This is a genomic window from Collinsella sp. AM17-1 (assembly GCF_003470665.1).
Lineage (GTDB): Bacteria > Actinomycetota > Coriobacteriia > Coriobacteriales > Coriobacteriaceae > Collinsella.
Window position 1 is genome coordinate 1 of sequence record NZ_QRJZ01000023.1, and the last position, 13,044, is coordinate 13,044.

General features: G+C 60.5%; 13 protein-coding genes and 1 riboswitch. Of the genes, 8 read left to right on the forward strand and 5 right to left on the reverse strand.

Annotated features, from left to right (window positions below; all coding sequences use genetic code 11):
- Nucleotides 1-162 precede the first annotated feature (162 nt).
- Nucleotides 163-1,161, reverse strand: a complete 999-nt coding sequence (locus DW195_RS09105; protein ID WP_118206509.1) for a hypothetical protein — start codon at nucleotides 1,159-1,161, stop codon at nucleotides 163-165.
- 991 nt (nucleotides 1,162-2,152) lie between these two features.
- On the opposite strand from DW195_RS09105, the gene DW195_RS10770 reads away from it, so the two are divergent.
- Both DW195_RS10770 and DW195_RS10670 read left to right on the forward strand, forming a co-directional pair.
- Complete coding sequence (locus DW195_RS10770; RefSeq protein WP_370215181.1) at nucleotides 2,153-2,410, forward strand: DUF4143 domain-containing protein; 258 nt, start codon at nucleotides 2,153-2,155, stop codon at nucleotides 2,408-2,410.
- A gap of 75 nt (nucleotides 2,411-2,485) precedes the next feature.
- Nucleotides 2,486-2,614, forward strand: coding sequence for a hypothetical protein (locus DW195_RS10670; protein ID WP_255413173.1), 129 nt, complete (start codon nucleotides 2,486-2,488; stop codon nucleotides 2,612-2,614).
- Nucleotides 2,615-2,753: 139 nt separating this feature from the next.
- Here the strand turns inward: DW195_RS10670 and DW195_RS10675 are convergent, their stop codons facing one another.
- Nucleotides 2,754-2,879: a hypothetical protein gene (locus tag DW195_RS10675; RefSeq protein ID WP_255413174.1), complete on the reverse strand. Its 126-nt coding sequence runs from the start codon at nucleotides 2,877-2,879 to the stop codon at nucleotides 2,754-2,756.
- 258 nt (nucleotides 2,880-3,137) lie between these two features.
- On the opposite strand from DW195_RS10675, the gene DW195_RS09115 reads away from it, so the two are divergent.
- Nucleotides 3,138-3,959 carry a 3'-5' exonuclease gene (locus DW195_RS09115; RefSeq protein ID WP_158555261.1) on the forward strand — a complete coding sequence of 274 codons (822 nt, stop codon included), beginning with the start codon at nucleotides 3,138-3,140 and terminating at the stop codon, nucleotides 3,957-3,959.
- Here the strand turns inward: DW195_RS09115 and DW195_RS09120 are convergent.
- The 3 genes from DW195_RS09120 to DW195_RS09130 form a co-directional block, all read right to left on the reverse strand.
- Nucleotides 3,951-4,403 (reverse strand): hypothetical protein, encoded by a 453-nt coding sequence (locus tag DW195_RS09120; protein ID WP_117736006.1) that lies wholly within the window; start codon nucleotides 4,401-4,403, stop codon nucleotides 3,951-3,953. The genes DW195_RS09115 and DW195_RS09120 overlap by 9 nt on opposite strands.
- Nucleotides 4,404-4,411: 8 nt before the next feature.
- A riboswitch (SAM riboswitch) is annotated at nucleotides 4,412-4,502 on the reverse strand.
- 266 nt (nucleotides 4,503-4,768) lie between these two features.
- Nucleotides 4,769-5,755, reverse strand: a complete 987-nt coding sequence (locus tag DW195_RS10540; RefSeq protein WP_199576351.1) for a hypothetical protein — start codon at nucleotides 5,753-5,755, stop codon at nucleotides 4,769-4,771.
- Between the two features lie 123 nt (nucleotides 5,756-5,878).
- Nucleotides 5,879-6,532 (reverse strand): transcriptional regulator, encoded by a 654-nt coding sequence (locus DW195_RS09130; RefSeq protein ID WP_022094290.1) that lies wholly within the window; start codon nucleotides 6,530-6,532, stop codon nucleotides 5,879-5,881.
- A gap of 277 nt (nucleotides 6,533-6,809) precedes the next feature.
- Here DW195_RS09130 and dpaL point away from each other — a divergent pair, with 277 nt between their 5' ends.
- The 5 genes from dpaL (at nucleotide 6,810) to hydA (ending at nucleotide 13,030) form a co-directional block, all read left to right on the forward strand.
- The gene (dpaL, locus tag DW195_RS09135; protein ID WP_055252227.1) at nucleotides 6,810-8,024 is read left to right on the forward strand and encodes a diaminopropionate ammonia-lyase; all 1,215 of its coding nucleotides are present in this window, start codon (nucleotides 6,810-6,812) and stop codon (nucleotides 8,022-8,024) included.
- Nucleotides 8,025-8,098: 74 nt separating this feature from the next.
- Nucleotides 8,099-9,484 carry a YgeY family selenium metabolism-linked hydrolase gene (locus DW195_RS09140; RefSeq protein WP_055252228.1) on the forward strand — a complete coding sequence of 462 codons (1,386 nt, stop codon included), beginning with the start codon at nucleotides 8,099-8,101 and terminating at the stop codon, nucleotides 9,482-9,484.
- A 201-nt stretch (nucleotides 9,485-9,685) separates the two neighbouring features.
- Nucleotides 9,686-10,888, forward strand: a complete 1,203-nt coding sequence (gene ygeW / locus DW195_RS09145; RefSeq protein ID WP_055252229.1) for a knotted carbamoyltransferase YgeW — start codon at nucleotides 9,686-9,688, stop codon at nucleotides 10,886-10,888.
- Nucleotides 10,889-11,038: 150 nt separating this feature from the next.
- Nucleotides 11,039-11,653, forward strand: coding sequence for a nucleotidyltransferase family protein (locus DW195_RS09150; protein WP_158567930.1), 615 nt, complete (start codon nucleotides 11,039-11,041; stop codon nucleotides 11,651-11,653).
- A gap of 9 nt (nucleotides 11,654-11,662) precedes the next feature.
- Nucleotides 11,663-13,030, forward strand: coding sequence for a dihydropyrimidinase (hydA, locus tag DW195_RS09155; protein WP_118206511.1), 1,368 nt, complete (start codon nucleotides 11,663-11,665; stop codon nucleotides 13,028-13,030).
- Nucleotides 13,031-13,044 lie beyond the last annotated feature (14 nt).

The following is a 13,044-nucleotide window of genomic DNA, read 5'->3' on the forward strand; positions in this document are numbered from 1 at the left end:
TCATGCGGACTCCAAACCGGACCTGATGGTCCAACTTTTTGTCCGCAGTCCCGTCCCGTTTTGAGCGTCCAGACTGGGACGCGCTTTCCGCCAGCGTGGCTGCTGGGAAAGCATGTCCCAGATTGGCAAGATGCGACGAGGCGAGTCGCCGTTCAGCGGCCCCTACAGCTCCACGTCGTTAAGCCATGCCGGCAGAGCGGTCTGCCGGATGCCTGCCGTCTGCAGCTTTTTCGCGAGCATTCCTGCCGAGCGGACCTCGTTCATGGTAAAACGCAGCAGAGGGTGACCGTAGAGCGACAAGTGCGCCTCGCGCTGTCGTTCGGCAACGAGCGCCTCGGCGGTGGTGCGTCCGGCCAGCATGGTCTGGTCGGTATATTTGATGAGTCCGTCGAGCTCGCCCAGTGTGAGTTCCCGCGCCTGGCGTTCCCAGGCAAAGTCCGTTCGTATGGGCTTGGCCGAATCGAAGGGATCCGTCAGCTCGTATTGAAGCCAGTCGGGCGCAAAGCCCGTCTCGATCATGACGGCTCGGGCGACCGATTCCCCGCCGCTCTCGGCGCGGGCGTCGGCATATCGAAGCGTTGTGAGAGCCGTACGAATCGCGCGACCATTGCGGGCAGTCGCTCGTTGCTCAACGGCCTCCATCAGCTGTTCCGGCGCAAGGCCGAGCTTTGAGATCGCCGAATCGGCAATGGGCATGCCGTCGGCAAAACCAGTTTGCAGCAGACAATCTGTGGCCGTTTGGATGGGCGGCGTTACCGATACGCCGGCTTTGCGTATTGCTCCGGCCGGCTCAATCTGGTGTCGCTGAATATGTGCGCCCGGACGAGCCGACGGCTTTGTCGAGCTGCAAACATGCACGACGTTCAGGTGTCGCCACGAGACCTCGAGCCCCAGCAGGCAAGCTGCCGAAAACGAGCAGAACGTCCAATCGGGATGGATGATCGCAAGGGCGCGGATAATCTCGCAATGGCGTTGCGCTCGGTTGAGTTCATCCCAGCGCGTTTTTCGCGCAAACAACCCCGGCATGGGCGAGACAACCGTGCCGCCGGTGCGCCGAAGGAGCGCTTTTCGGATCGCCGTGCTCGGGGGAATCAGACAGCGCCCCTCTTGTTCGGCTTGAGTGAGCAGTTGGTCGATGAGCTGGTCATTGCAATGGGTCATGAGCTACCGCCTCCTTTTGGGTAGCAAAAACGTATCAGCTGGAACTTGCCGCTCAGCTGACCAAAAGCTGACCAAAATCTAACCAAGCAGGTAGATGACCTGCTTTTGGCGACATATTTCTTGTTTGAATCGGTGGGCGGTAATCGGCGACCGTGAACGGTGGCTGGATATGAAGTCTTGGTAAGTTTCGGGACGTGTACTTTTTGAAAAAGAGCATTCTATCTGCTGTTTTGTGTTTCTGGATCGCATATTTGAAGGCATGTGATAAGGGCGGCGGACTGTCGCCATGTATCTGCGGAAACTGTGACCCGGAATTGCCACTCGGAATGGGACGTGCTTTCCGGATCGCCCTTCAAGCGGAAACTACATCCCAGATTTCGGCTCCAAACCGGGATGTGCTTTCCCGGCGGCGTCTCTGGCGGAAATTGCACCCCGGAATGAGCGCTCAGAGTGGAACATGCTTTCCTAACGAAGCCGCATGCGGAAACTACGTCCCGGATTCGATGCTCAGGACGGGATGCCGTTTCCGATAGAAACATGGGGTGGAAAGCCTCCCATTTCTAATGTTCAAGAAATGGGAGGCAGCTCATCGCGAGTCGGGGCCTTTTGTTTGGAGCGGAGGCAGCATCCCGGAATTCGGGCAATCCGGTGGACAGGGGCCGAGCGAGCGTCGCGCTAAGGATGCCAAGCGTAAAACCTTCAATGAACATAGCGTAAAAACTACATCCGCAACGGCGTAAAAACTACATTGGAAGTAGCGTAAAATCCGCATTGATAATGGCGTAATTTCGTATATCGCATGATCGCCCGAGCTTGCACACGGCCTTTTGCGAGCTCTTGCCATGAACGAGAGCCAGGCTGTCACGTACAAGACGCTCATAAAGGACGCCTCGTACGGTGGGCGGGTCCCGACGAGAGGACCATCGCTGCGTACCTGGACCTCTTCAACAGGCTCAAGCTGACCGAGGACCTGTGCGGATGGGAGCCGCCCATGCGCTCGAAGGCCCGCGTTCGCGTGCGCCCCAAGCGCTACTTCTGCGACCCGTTACTTGCGGCGACGTTGCTGGGGGCTACCCCTGAGCGGCTGCTTGGCGATATGCAAACGTTTGGGATGCTCTTTGAGAACCTCGTTCTGCGCGACGTGCGCGTGTTCCTTTCCACCTACGGCGGTGTCGACAACAGTGTCCATTATTTCCGAGATGAGAAGGGCCTTGAGGTCGATCTGATCGTTGAGCACGACGGGCGCTGAGGAGCCATCGAGGTCAAGCTGAGCGATGCGAAAGCAGACGATGGAGCGAGAAATCTCAAGGCGCTGGAGAGGAAAGTGCTCTCCAATCCTGACGCCCAGAATGCCGCGCCGGCGTTTTTGCCGGTCGTGGTTGGAAAGGGGAGCATTGCCTACACACGCGACGACGGCGTGGCGGTGATCCCCGTGGCGGCACTTGGGGCGTAGTGTTTTTGCGGGCGTGCCGTGCTTCCTTTACCGAAAATCCATTTGGTAAACCCGGTGCCCGTGGGTAAAATAAGGTCGACGGCAGCCCAAGTAGTGAAGAGCTGGGCAGCGCCGTTGCTTGGATTAAGGGGTCATCGCCTTAGCGGCGTCGACCCCTCTTTTTATGCTTCGTATGCTGCTTGAGTGCCTCGGTAAGTCCGATAAGCGCCGTGAGGAGCGAGACCAAAGCGGTCAGGAGCTTCACAAAATCAGTCAGATCGGTCATGGGCATCACCTCCCGTCGCATGGAGGGCGCTGCCCGGCACATGGAACTGCCGTCAACAATAACCAGTCTATCAAACTGCAGCCATAAATACGAATATATGTTCGATAATAACAGCGACGTGACCATCTCAAAGCGCAGCTTTACGCAAGGATGCCGGAAAGCTGCACTGTGCGATTTCATGTCCGCACGGGCGCCTATCTTTACGGCAATGTAGCCGCCTATGTAGCAAGCGGCAGGCAACGGAGAAAGGCCCTAACCGTGCCAGCTAAAAAGACGCCGTGCATCTCGGCTATCGATACGACGAACTTTGCGCGCCAGATCGTGCTGGACTTTGAGTTTGCGCCGGTGCCAAAGCAGCGCCAGCGCCGTGGACTGCACAATGAGATTATCGAGGTCGGCGCCGTCGAGCTCGATTACCACGGCAACGTGATGGGCGAGTTCTCGCAGTTTGTGCAGACGGAATTTACCGAAGGCGTTGCGTTTCCCGTCCGCGAGCTTACAGGGATATCGACCGTGGACACCGCGATGGCCGATCCGCTCTACACGGTGATCAAAAGGCTCAGCGATTGGATCGGTCGCTACTCCGCTCAGATAGTTTGCTGGAGCGGGACGGATCGTCGACAGCTTTTGACCGAGTGCCAGGCAAAGCACATCGACCTTGCCGCATTTCCTTCGGACTGGGCCGACCTGCAGGCGTTTTACACCTCGATTATGGACGTGGGCAGCCATGGGCGCGTCTCGTTGGGCGACGCGGCGACGTGGTCTGGCATCGAGTTTGACGAGTCGACGGGGCACGCCCACAGCGCTCTGGCCGATGCGCGCGTGACCGCCAAGCTGCTCAAGCAGATGATGGACGGGGACTACCGCGTGAGCCCGCGCGCCCAGGAAGTCCGCCAGCGGTGGGGGATGGGCGAGCGAGCCCGGATGCGCCTTTCCGACAAGTGCCCCGGGTCGAGCGACCTGCTGCTGAAGCTGAAGGCGGAGGGGGTAGGCCTTTTGAGAACGCCATTCGGTTTGGCATGGCAGCGCTGTAAGCGCGACTCCGCCCTGCTGTTTGAATCGAAGCGTCAATCAGTATGACGAGTGGCTCGGTCCGCCTACCTGCACTTCCGCAATCCCGCCCGCTGCACTCAGCAGCTCGTACTCCCTTTGGCTCCACTGACGCAGCTCGGCTGTGCGTACGGCGTCGCGACACAGGTCCAGAAACACCTCAGCGCCCTCGCAGAAGCGCTCGCGGGCAAAGGCTCCGGACCCGCTTGCGACACACGCGCCGTCGGCAAAGAGCTTCCAGCTAGACGGCTCGCGCGAGTCGTCTCCGAGCAGCTGAATCTGCAGTACGTGCGGATTGCCAGCAGCACAGAGTTCCTCCTCGAGCTTCTGTATGGTAAAGCGCATCTGGTGGGAGAGGCCGCTCTTCACCAAAGCCGAGGTGTAGCCGCTCGGCTCGTCTAGAAGATGCATTCGTTTTGGCTTGACGATCAGGTTGTGGAAATTGCGCTCGCTGCGCACGGAGAAATTGTCCATACGGACTCCTTTCATCGATGTTGGCAGGGCCACCGTGCCTCTTGGCCGGTTGGCGTCGGGATCGTGGAGCCAACTCTCTACCCCGACTCTGGATAAAACGCGCCCGCTCCTTGCGGGCAAGAGGAAGTCTATCAACGTGTACGGACAGAAATCAAGCGCCATCCGCGAAATGACGAGCGGACTGCGTTGGTTTCCCAAGTGATTATTCGGCTTTCATCCGGAAAAGTGTCGAAATAGGCACCTTAAAACTTCGGAAAAGTGTCAAATTCGATAGGCAAATTATCCGGAAAAGTGTAGCTGGATGACAAAACAGCACTTAGAAGCCAGTGCTGGATGCGGGATCCTGCGGTCGCCTTCAGCTCTCGCTACTCATCGTCTCCGTCGTTGGGGTCGCCTTTGAGGGTGTTGATGTCCAGGTGCTGGTTGTCGTCCTCTTTTTGCTGGGTCTCCGACTCCGCCTGGGTGGGGCCGCGGAACAGCTGGAATCCCTCAAACGCAATGACGCCGAGCAGGGCAATGACAATGACGATAAAGGCAACCTTGACTGCCTGCGGAAATTCCGAGAAACGCAGCGCCTTTTCCTCGGCGTAATAATCGGCGAAGCGCTCTTCGCCCGTGCTTTTGGTATACGCCGGCGCGGACGCGGCCTCCGGGTCATATTCCGGTGCAGGCGTGGCGGCGTACGGATCGTTGAGATAATCGCTCGATGTGGTGCCATAATCCTCGGTCTCGATGCGACCGGCGTCAGCATAGCCATCGGAATAATCGGAATATGCCGCACCGCCCTCATAGCCCGCGGCGCTCGTGTTGGCGGCAAAAAGCGGGTTAACTGGAACGTCGAGCGCCGGCATGCCGGTAGAGGTCTCATCCAGATCGGCTGCAGCCCAGGAATCGTAGGCAACCTGATGGGCAACGGGCTCATCGAGCCTTGTGACCGGAGGCTTGCGTGCCGCAGGAACAGGCAACTGCTGGGCGCTGTACATAACGGTGCTGTCGGGCGATTTGCTCTGCGTCGCCGCAGCGAGAAACGCCGCCGTCTCGGACGGGTCGCTTGCGGGGCGGGGAGTGGGCGTGGGCGCCGAAGTGGGTGTGGGCGCAGACGCGGGCGTCGAAACAGGCGACTGCGCAGGAGCCGGCGCAGATGCGGGCTTAGGCGCAAGTGCGGGATTGGGGCTTGACGGGCGAGCCCCGCCGCCCATGAGTTCGTCGGCGGTCCACGGGCGATCATCCATCACGTCGTCAAGGCTCAGCGAAAACAAGTCGTCTTCACCCTCATCGAACATGCGGTGCACATGTCCACCAATTGCCGGAATCAATCCGCGACCGGTGCACGATGCCTTGCTCAACGCCATTCTGTTCCACCCTTTCGAAATACTAATGACATCGATTATATGGAACTTCCCAAGCGGCTCGGTCTTGGATTCATGCTTTCCAGAACTCGCGCCCAAAAGGGGAGGGGCAATCCAGGTGAGTGCCTACTTGTCGCCTGCTGCCGCCTTGGCCTCATTGAGGTAGCTATAGAAGCTGTATTTGGAGATGCCAAAGAACTCGCAGGCGCGCTCGCTCGACTTGGAAATGAGGAAGGCGCCGCGACGGTCGAGGTAGCCGATGGCGCGAATGCGCTCATCTTTGGTCATAAGTGCCGCGGGCTTGCCCACAAACTGCTCGCACTCGTGCAGCAGGTCCTCGAGCAGGTCACCGATGTTCTTGGTAATGGGCTCGGGCTCGGTATAGCCCGTGCCGCCGGTGCCGGTAAAGGCGTCGAGCGAACGCTCAAAAGCCTTCATAAGCGTAATGTCAAAGTTGATGCCCAAAATGCCGACGGGCTTGCCCTCGTCGTTGCGGATAAAGATGGTCGAGGACTTGAGCAGCTTGCCGTCGGTGGTTTTGGTGAGGTACGGCTCGCGGTCGTGCACGTCGGTGGTGCCCTCGTGCATGGACTCAAACACAATATGGCTGGGGCCGTCACCCAGTTTGCGCCCGCTGACGTGGCCGTTTTCGATCACCACGATGGAGTGGTCCACGTCCTCGGTCTCCAGATCGTGGACGACGACTTCGCAGTTGGGACCAAATTGGAGCGCCAGACCGTGTGCGAGGCGCTTATAAAACTCAATCTGTGCGGGGGTCATGGGTGCCTTCCTAAAAATTAGTTTGGGCACACTTTGCCATAAACCACACTTGTTCGCAAATAACGAAGGCGTCGCTGCGTTATGCGACCGTTCGGCGGCGAAAAAGTACCGATTACGGCAACAAACAATTTGTTAGGTTTACCAATCAAAAAGTGTGATAGAACAGTGCTAACAAACTTTTTGTTTGGCATCCACATAAAAGTTCAGCCGTGTGAATGGGATCGGGCTGAAACGCGTATGCGGGGGCCGGCAAGAGAGAACTTAAGGAGTTCACCGTATGGCCGATAAGATCCAGTGGGCGGGCAACACGATGCCCAAGAGCGATGACAAGCACTTGGGAATCATGAGCCTCGACCACGTGAAGAAGGCCCGCGCCTTCCACCAGTCGTTCCCCCAGTACACCGTCACTCCGCTTGCCCGCCTGGACGGCCAGGCCGCGCGCCTGGGCCTGTCCAACCTGTGCGTTAAGGACGAGAGCTATCGCTTTGGCCTCAACGCCTTTAAGGTTCTGGGCGGTTCGTTTGCCATGGCCAACTACATTGCCGACGAGACCGGCAAGGACGTTGCCGAGTGCACCTTCGATTACCTGACCTCCGATCAGCTTGCCAAGGATTTTGGCCAGGCTACCTTCTTTACCGCCACCGACGGCAACCATGGCCGCGGCGTGGCATGGGCTGCCAACAAGCTGGGCCAGAAGGCCGTCGTGCACATGCCTAAGGGTTCCACCAAGCCTCGCTTCGATAACATCGCCGCCGAGGGCGCAACGGTGACCATCGAAGAGGTCAACTACGATGAGTGCGTGCGCATGGCCGCCGCCGAGGCCGACGCCTGCGAGCGCGGCGTCATCGTTCAGGACACCGCCTGGGAGGGCTACGAGAAGATCCCGTCCTGGATCATGGAGGGTTACGGCACCATGGCCTCCGAGGCTGCCGAGCAGCTGCGCGAGATGGCCATCAACCGCCCGACGCACGTGTTTGTCCAGGCTGGCGTGGGTTCGCTCGCGGGCGCCGTGGTGGGCTACTTCACCAACCTGTATCCCGATAACCCGCCCACCTTCGTCGTGGTTGAGTGCGCGCCTGCCGCCTGCCTGTACAAGGGCGCTGCCGCCGGCGACGGCGATCCGCGCATCGTGGACGGCGACATGCCCTCCATCATGGCCGGCCTGTGCTGTGGCGAGCCCAACATCTTGGGTTGGGATATCCTGCGCAACCACACCACCGCCTTCGTGTCCTGCCCCGACTGGGTCACCGCTCGCGGCATGCGCACCCTGGGCGCTCCCGAGAAGGGCGACCCGCGCGTCATCTCCGGCGAGTCCGGCGCTGTGACCACCGGCCTGGTCGAGACTCTCATGCTCGATCCCGAGTACGCCGAGCTCAAGGAGCTCATCGGCCTGGACAAGACGAGCTCCGTGCTCTGCTTCTCCACCGAGGGCGATACGGACCCCGACCAGTATCGCCGTATTGTTTGGGAAGGCGAATATCCCACTTGCTAATCGTTAGGGCGGAGTGAATAGGTATCGCTCCGCCACCTCACAGGTAGATTCCTTCGTTTGAAAGGTTATGAACAATGGCTAAAGAACTCGATTTCGACGCTATCAAGGCTGCTGCTGAGTCTCATCGTGCTGATATGACTCGCTTCCTGCGCGCTATGATCTCTCACCCCTCTGAGTCTTGCGAGGAGGGTGAGGTTGTCGCTTGCATCAAGGCCGAGATGGAGAGCCTTGGCTATGACGAGGTCAAGGTCGACGGCCTGGGCAACGTTATGGGCTTTATGGGCGAGGGCGACAAGATCATCGCCATCGACTCCCACATCGACACCGTCGGCATCGGCAACATCGAGAACTGGGATGCCGATCCCTATGAGGGCTACGAGACCGACGAGATCATCTACGGCCGCGGCGGCTCCGACCAGGAGGGTGGCATGGCTTCTGCTACCTACGCTGCCAAGATGATGAAGGACATGGGCCTCATCCCCGAGGGCTACAAGATCATGGTCGTCGGCACCGTCCAGGAAGAGGACTGCGACGGCATGTGCTGGCAGTACATCTACAACAAGGACGGCATTAAGCCCGAGTTCGTCATTTCCACCGAGCCCACCGACGGCGGCATCTATCGCGGTCACCGCGGCCGTATGGAGATCCGCGTCGACGTTCACGGCACCTCCTGCCACGGCTCCGCTCCCGACCGCGGCGACAACGCCATCTACAAGATGGCCGACATCATCGCCGACGTCCGCGCCCTCAACAACAACGGCTGCGACGAGTCGACCGACATCAAGGGCCTCGTCAAAATGCTCGACCCCAAGTACAACCCCGAGCACTTTGAGGATGCCCGCTTCCTGGGCCGCGGCACCTGCACCGTCAGCCAGATCTTCTACACCAGCCCCAGCCGCTGCGCTGTCGCTGACTCCTGCGCCATCTCCATCGACCGTCGCATGACCGCCGGCGAGACCTGGGAGTCATGCCTGGACGAGATCCGCAACCTGCCGGCCGCCAAGAAGTACGGCGACGACGTGAAGGTCTCCATGTACATGTACGACCGTCCGTCCTGGACCGGCGAGGTCTACGAGACCGAGGCTTACTTCCCCACGTGGATCAACAAGGAGACCGCTCCGCACGTCAAGGCCCTCGTCGACGCCCACAAGGCCATGTTCGGTGACGAGCGCATCGGCTGCGAGCCCAGCATGGACAAGCGCACCGGCCGTCCGCTGTGCGACAAGTGGACCTTCTCCACGAACTGCGTTTCCATCCAGGGCCGCTATGGCATCCCCTGCGTTGGCTTTGGCCCGGGTGCCGAGTCTCAGGCTCACGCTCCCAACGAGGTCACCTACAAGGACGACCTGGTCACCGCTGCCGCCATGTATGTTGCTGCTTTGAACCTCTACGATCCGAGCCAGGCCGATGGCGACGCTACCGTGTTCCGCGCTGGTCTGACCAACAACAAGATCGACTAGTCCCATTCCTCGATCTTGTTGAGCCGGGGACAGCCTGTGTCCCCGGCACCCCCTGTTGACTTGGGGCCCGCGGTCGTTATCTCCCATGCTTCCTCAACGGTAGCGGGTCCTCGTCATAGTGCTCTGCATGTTCTAGCCACACGCGCATGCCGGAGCACATCTACTCATTGCGATCGTTTCATCTATGGAAAGGATATTTACATGGACGCCAAGTTTACCGAGCTCGTCGAGCAGCTGAACGGCCTCGATTTTAAGGGCATGTACGGCAGCGACTTCCTGCACACCTGGGATAAGACCACCGATGAGCTCAAGGCTCTCTACATCGTTGCCGACGCCCTGCGCGAGCTGCGTGAGAACAACGTTTCGTCCAAGATCTTCGACTCGGGCCTGGCCGTCTCCCTGTTCCGCGACAACTCCACCCGTACGCGCTTCTCCTTCTCTAAGGCCGCCAACCTGCTCGGCCTCGAGCTGCAGGACCTGGACGAGAAGAAGTCCCAGATCGCTCACGGCGAGACCGTCCGCGAGACCGCTACCATGATCTCCTTCATGGCCGACGTCATCGGCATCCGCGACGACATGTACATCGGCAAGGGCGACGCCTACATGGCCGAGGTCTCCGAGTCTGTCCAGCAGGCCTACGAGGACGGCGTTCTGGATCACCGTCCCACGCTCATCTCCCTGCAGTCCGATTCCGACCACCCCACGCAGTCCTCTGCCGACATGCTCTACCTCATCAACGAGTTTGGCGGTCTTGAGAACCTCAAGGGCAAGAAGGTTGCCGTCACCTGGGCCTATTCGCCCTCTTACGGCAAGCCGCTGTCCTGCCCGCAGTCGCTGATCAGCCTGCTGCCCCGCTTTGGCATGGACGTCACCCTGGCCCACCCCGAGGGCTACGACCTCATGCCCGAGGTCGTCGAGCGCGCCAAGGGCTATGCCGCCGAGTCCGGCACCACCTTTAAGCAGGTCAACACCATGGCCGAGGCCTTCGAGGGCGCCGACATCGTGATCCCCAAGAGCTGGGCTCCGTTTGCCGCCATGGAGAAGCGTACCAACCTGTACGCCGAGGGCGACGACGCCGGCATCGCAGCGCTCGAGAAGGAGCTGCTCGCTCAGAACGCCACCCATCAGGACTGGTGCTCCACGACCGAGCTCATGGAGAAGACCGCCAACGGCCAGGACACCATCTTTATGCACCCGCTGCCCGCCGACATCTCCGGTGTCTCCTGCGAGCACGGCGAGGTCAACGCCGACGTCTTTGACATGCACCGCGTGGGCATGTACAAGGAGGCCAGCTACAAGCCGTACGCCATCGCAGCCATGATGTTCCTGCAGAAGGTTGCCGATCCCGCCGCTACCCTCAAGGCCCTCGACGAGCGCAACACCGCCCGTTGGTTCCAGGCCTAAAGCCGCGCTGAGGTAAGCCATGTAAAGGGGGCGCTCTGCCAACCGGCGGGGTGCCCCTTTTTGCATCGTGGGCGTGCGGGATAAGCGCTTTCGATGTAGATGCCCCGCGACGCGAGTTATGGGTACGATGGTTTCAGGGGAGGTATCGCCATGAAACTCGGTTGCGTCATTATGGCTTCGGGCGAGGGCAAGCGGCTTGGCTCTAACAAGATGCTTGCCGATATCTATGGCAAGCCGCTGATTGCCCGGACTATCGATTCGGTTCCCCGGGGCTTTGACGTCGTGGTTTCGACGCGTTGGCCCGAGGTCGCCCAGATTTGCGAGGACAAGCATTGCCCGTGCGTGCTGCACGATGGCAAGCTCAGGAGCGAAAGCGTCCGTGCGGGCCTTTCGTGGGGGGCGAGCCGCGGCTGGAAGGGTTGCCTCTTTTTGCCGGGCGACCAGCCGCTCGTGAGTTCGGATTCTTTTGAGACCATGGTTCGCGCGTTTGATGAGCGTGGCCGCAAGTATCCGGTGCGTCTTGCGTGCAACGGTGAGCCTTCGAGCCCGGTGCTCTTTCCGGCGGAACTGTTCGATGCACTTATGTGTCTTGAGGGTAAGGACGGCGGCGGTTCGATCCTCAAGGACCGTACCGACGTGGTGCTGGTCGAGGCGCGTGCCTACGAGCTGTGGGACGTCGATACCGTCAAGGGACAGCGACGCATAACGGAGCATATCGCCGCCTGCTCGTATTTTGATCGCGTGGCCAACTGCATCAATCAATAAGGAGCAATTATGATCATCATCAAAAACGGCGCACTCGTGACGCCCCAGGGGCTTCGCCGCGCCGATCTTGCCATGGATGGCGATAAGATCGTACGGATTGCCGCGGCGATTGAGCCGGCCGAGGGCGATACCGTCGAGGATGCTGCGGGCTGCTGGGTGTTCCCGGGCTTTATCGATGGGCACACGCACATGCAGTGCTGGACCGGCATGGATTGGACAGCCGATAGCTTTGAGACCGGCACGCGCGCGGCTGCCTGCGGCGGCACGACGACCATTGTGGACTACGCGACGGCCGATCGCGGCGTGACCATGCCCGATGCCTTGGCCGAGTGGCATCGCCGCGCCGACGGAACCTGCACGGCCAACTACGCCTTTCATATGGCACTCGCCGAGTGGAACGAGCGCAACCGCGCCGACCTCTCGGCCATGCGCGAGGCGGGCGTATCGTCGTTCAAGACCTACTTTGCCTACGATCATCTGCGCCTGGACGATGCCGAGACGCTCGAGGTGCTGGAGGAACTCAAGCGTATTGGCGGCATACTGTGCGTGCATTGCGAGAACGGTACGCTGGTGAATGAGCTGCAGAAGCGCGTGTTTGAGCAGGGTATCCACGGGCCCGAGGGCCATGCGCTCAGCCGTCCGGATGTGTGCGAGGCCGAGGCCGTGAGCCGTCTGCTGTATCTGGCACACCTGGCCGGCGACGCACCGGTCAACGTGGTACACCTTTCGACCAAGTTGGGGCTCGAGGCCATTCGCGCTGCCAAAGCGCGCGGGCAGAAGAACATCTATGTCGAGACCTGTCCTCAATATCTGATGCTCGACGATACGCGCTACTTGGAGCAGGGCGAGGACGGCTTTGCGGGCGCCAAGTATGTGATGAGCCCGCCGCTGCGCCATGCCGGCGACCGTGCGGCACTGCGCGAGGCGCTTGTGGCCGGCGAGATCGATACGATTGCGACCGACCACTGCAGCTTTAACCTGCACGGGCAAAAGGACCGCGGGCGCGATGACTTCCGCGCGATTCCCAACGGCGGGCCCGGTGTGGAGCATCGCCCCGTCGCGATCGCTACGAGTTTTGAGGGACAGCTGGGCCCCGAGGATCTGTGCCGCTTGATGAGCGAGAACCCGGCGCGCGTGTTTGGCATGTATCCGCGCAAGGGCTGTCTTGCCGAGGGCTCCGATGCCGACGTGTGCGTGTGGGATCCCAAGGCGCGCTGGACCATTCGCGCGGCGACGCAGCATCAGGCCGTGGACTACACGCCGCTCGAGGGCTTTGAGGCGCACGGCCGCGCCAAGGCTGTGTTTGTGAACGGCGTGCTGGCCGCGCGCGACGGCGAGCCCACCGGAGCCCAACCCGGCCGCTACGTCCCCCGCTAACGGGGACGACGCCA

Coding starts and splice junctions, on each gene's coding strand:
- DW195_RS09105 (WP_118206509.1), bottom strand. CDS start 1,161: ATGACCCATTGCAATGACCAGCTCATCGACCAACTGCTCACTCAAGCC.
- DW195_RS10770 (WP_370215181.1), top strand. CDS start 2,153: ATGCGCTCGAAGGCCCGCGTTCGCGTGCGCCCCAAGCGCTACTTCTGC.
- DW195_RS10675 (WP_255413174.1), bottom strand. CDS start 2,879: ATGACCGATCTGACTGATTTTGTGAAGCTCCTGACCGCTTTGGTCTCG.
- DW195_RS09120 (WP_117736006.1), bottom strand. CDS start 4,403: ATGGACAATTTCTCCGTGCGCAGCGAGCGCAATTTCCACAACCTGATC.
- DW195_RS10540 (WP_199576351.1), bottom strand. CDS start 5,755: ATGGCGTTGAGCAAGGCATCGTGCACCGGTCGCGGATTGATTCCGGCA.
- DW195_RS09130 (WP_022094290.1), bottom strand. CDS start 6,532: ATGACCCCCGCACAGATTGAGTTTTATAAGCGCCTCGCACACGGTCTG.
- dpaL (WP_055252227.1), top strand. CDS start 6,810: ATGGCCGATAAGATCCAGTGGGCGGGCAACACGATGCCCAAGAGCGAT.
- DW195_RS09140 (WP_055252228.1), top strand. CDS start 8,099: ATGGCTAAAGAACTCGATTTCGACGCTATCAAGGCTGCTGCTGAGTCT.
- ygeW (WP_055252229.1), top strand. CDS start 9,686: ATGGACGCCAAGTTTACCGAGCTCGTCGAGCAGCTGAACGGCCTCGAT.
- DW195_RS09150 (WP_158567930.1), top strand. CDS start 11,039: ATGAAACTCGGTTGCGTCATTATGGCTTCGGGCGAGGGCAAGCGGCTT.
- hydA (WP_118206511.1), top strand. CDS start 11,663: ATGATCATCATCAAAAACGGCGCACTCGTGACGCCCCAGGGGCTTCGC.